Origin of the sequence: Streptomyces sp. NPDC002130 (assembly GCF_040296465.1) — a bacterium.
Lineage (GTDB): Bacteria > Actinomycetota > Actinomycetes > Streptomycetales > Streptomycetaceae > Streptomyces.
The window spans coordinates 1-1,429 of record NZ_JBEOXI010000835.1 but is presented as its reverse complement, the minus strand read 5'-3'; the positions used below and the strand labels follow the sequence as shown (position 1 = coordinate 1,429).

The 1,429-nt window shown below is 60.7% G+C and carries 2 protein-coding genes; both read left to right on the top strand.

What is annotated here, in order from left to right:
- Window positions 1-402: 402 nt before the first annotated feature.
- Window positions 403-636 carry a toxin-antitoxin system gene (locus ABT116_RS46120; RefSeq protein WP_260684599.1) on the top strand — a complete coding sequence of 78 codons (234 nt, stop codon included), beginning with the start codon at window positions 403-405 and terminating at the stop codon, window positions 634-636.
- Between the two features lie 306 nt (window positions 637-942).
- The coding region (locus ABT116_RS46115; protein ID WP_351647175.1) for a hypothetical protein at window positions 943-1,429 on the top strand (487 nt) is incomplete at its 3' end.

Genomic DNA, 1,429 nt, shown 5'->3' with positions numbered 1-1,429 from the left:
TGGCCGCCGCCTGCGTCAGCTGTGAACGGGATGCCAGGATCCGGGTGAACTCGGCGACTCACACGTCCCGTGCGGATGCGGTAGATGTACTGCCGATCGATCGGGCGTCCCACGGCTCTGCTCACATAGTCAGCGACCAAGGCGTTCGCCACCTTGTTTCCGCGTGGCCAACGGTCAGTGAACAGTTCTTCGACACGAGTGGCCAGCGGAGTCGCGCTTCGTCCCATGAGCAACATTTTCTCACGCCCCGTCATCTCAGCCAGAGGATCTGCGGTCTGTTTTAGAGTCAGGCCTTACTATAGTCAAGCCGTGAAGATTTTTTGGACCAGGAATCGGCGCGCCTCCGCAGAGTGCCAACGTTACAGGTCCAGAATTAGCGGAACCGCGGACAGGGAGGAAGCCATGCCGAGCAAGGGGACTCACAACAAGGTCGGACGCCCGAGCCTTGGAGAACGTAAGCGGCTTGGTCGGGTGCCTGACGAGCTGTACGAGCTCTTGGAGATCGAACGGAAAAAAGCCGGCGTCTCTTCAGTGAGCCAGTACGTTTCCGACTTGCTCTGCCTCCGCGCTGATCGCCCTGATCTTGTCCGCGAACTGAATCCGAATCAGGAGGTGCTGCCGCTCACAGCTGCGTAGTCGCCACTACAACATCTGAATAGCTAGAGCGCAGTAGTACATCTACATACGACAAAACCCTGGCTCTCATGCCGGAGAAACCAGGGTCCGTCCTTGTAGATAGCGAGTTCGCCGCTCGCGACTACTGCATCCCCGAAGGGACTTACCGTGCTAGGTACGTCTCAGGGTACATCGCGCCCTGATGAAGATTCAACAACTCAGTTTTCGCGAGTCGCACTGTTTGATGCGGCCGCGACCGTACAACGTCCGTATTGCGGTAGCAGCCCTACGCGGCGCCGCTACGGAACAGCTCGTACTCCTCGCAGAATGAGGGGCCATCTGTACGGGCACCAGTGCCATTCGCTGACCCCTGCGTACCTCAACGCGCTAGGGGGCCGCGAAGCAGCGTGCCGCCGCTACTGCCAAGTTCGCCTTGAACTTGACGAGGGCGCGCACGCAGGTCTTGCTTACTGGCAGGGGCAGCAGCACTGGGTCGAGGTTTGTGTCCGAACGGCGTACACCGCGGAATACAACACCATCCGCCCGCAGCTCGTCGCCAACACCGGTGGAGGCATCAGCCTCAAAACACTCCTGAACGTCGCAGCTGCAATGGCCGGCGCCGCCGACTTCAAAACCGGACGCAACAGCCGCCTCACCATTGCGACCCTCGTCGAACGCACCGGCCTTGGCGAACGCACCATCCAACGCGCCCGCGAGACCCTCAAACTGTTGCGTGTGGCCACCGAAGTACTCCGCGGCCGACTACGCCGCAGAGGCGAACGGTTCGGCTCCCATCGCTTCCAAGACCGAGGCC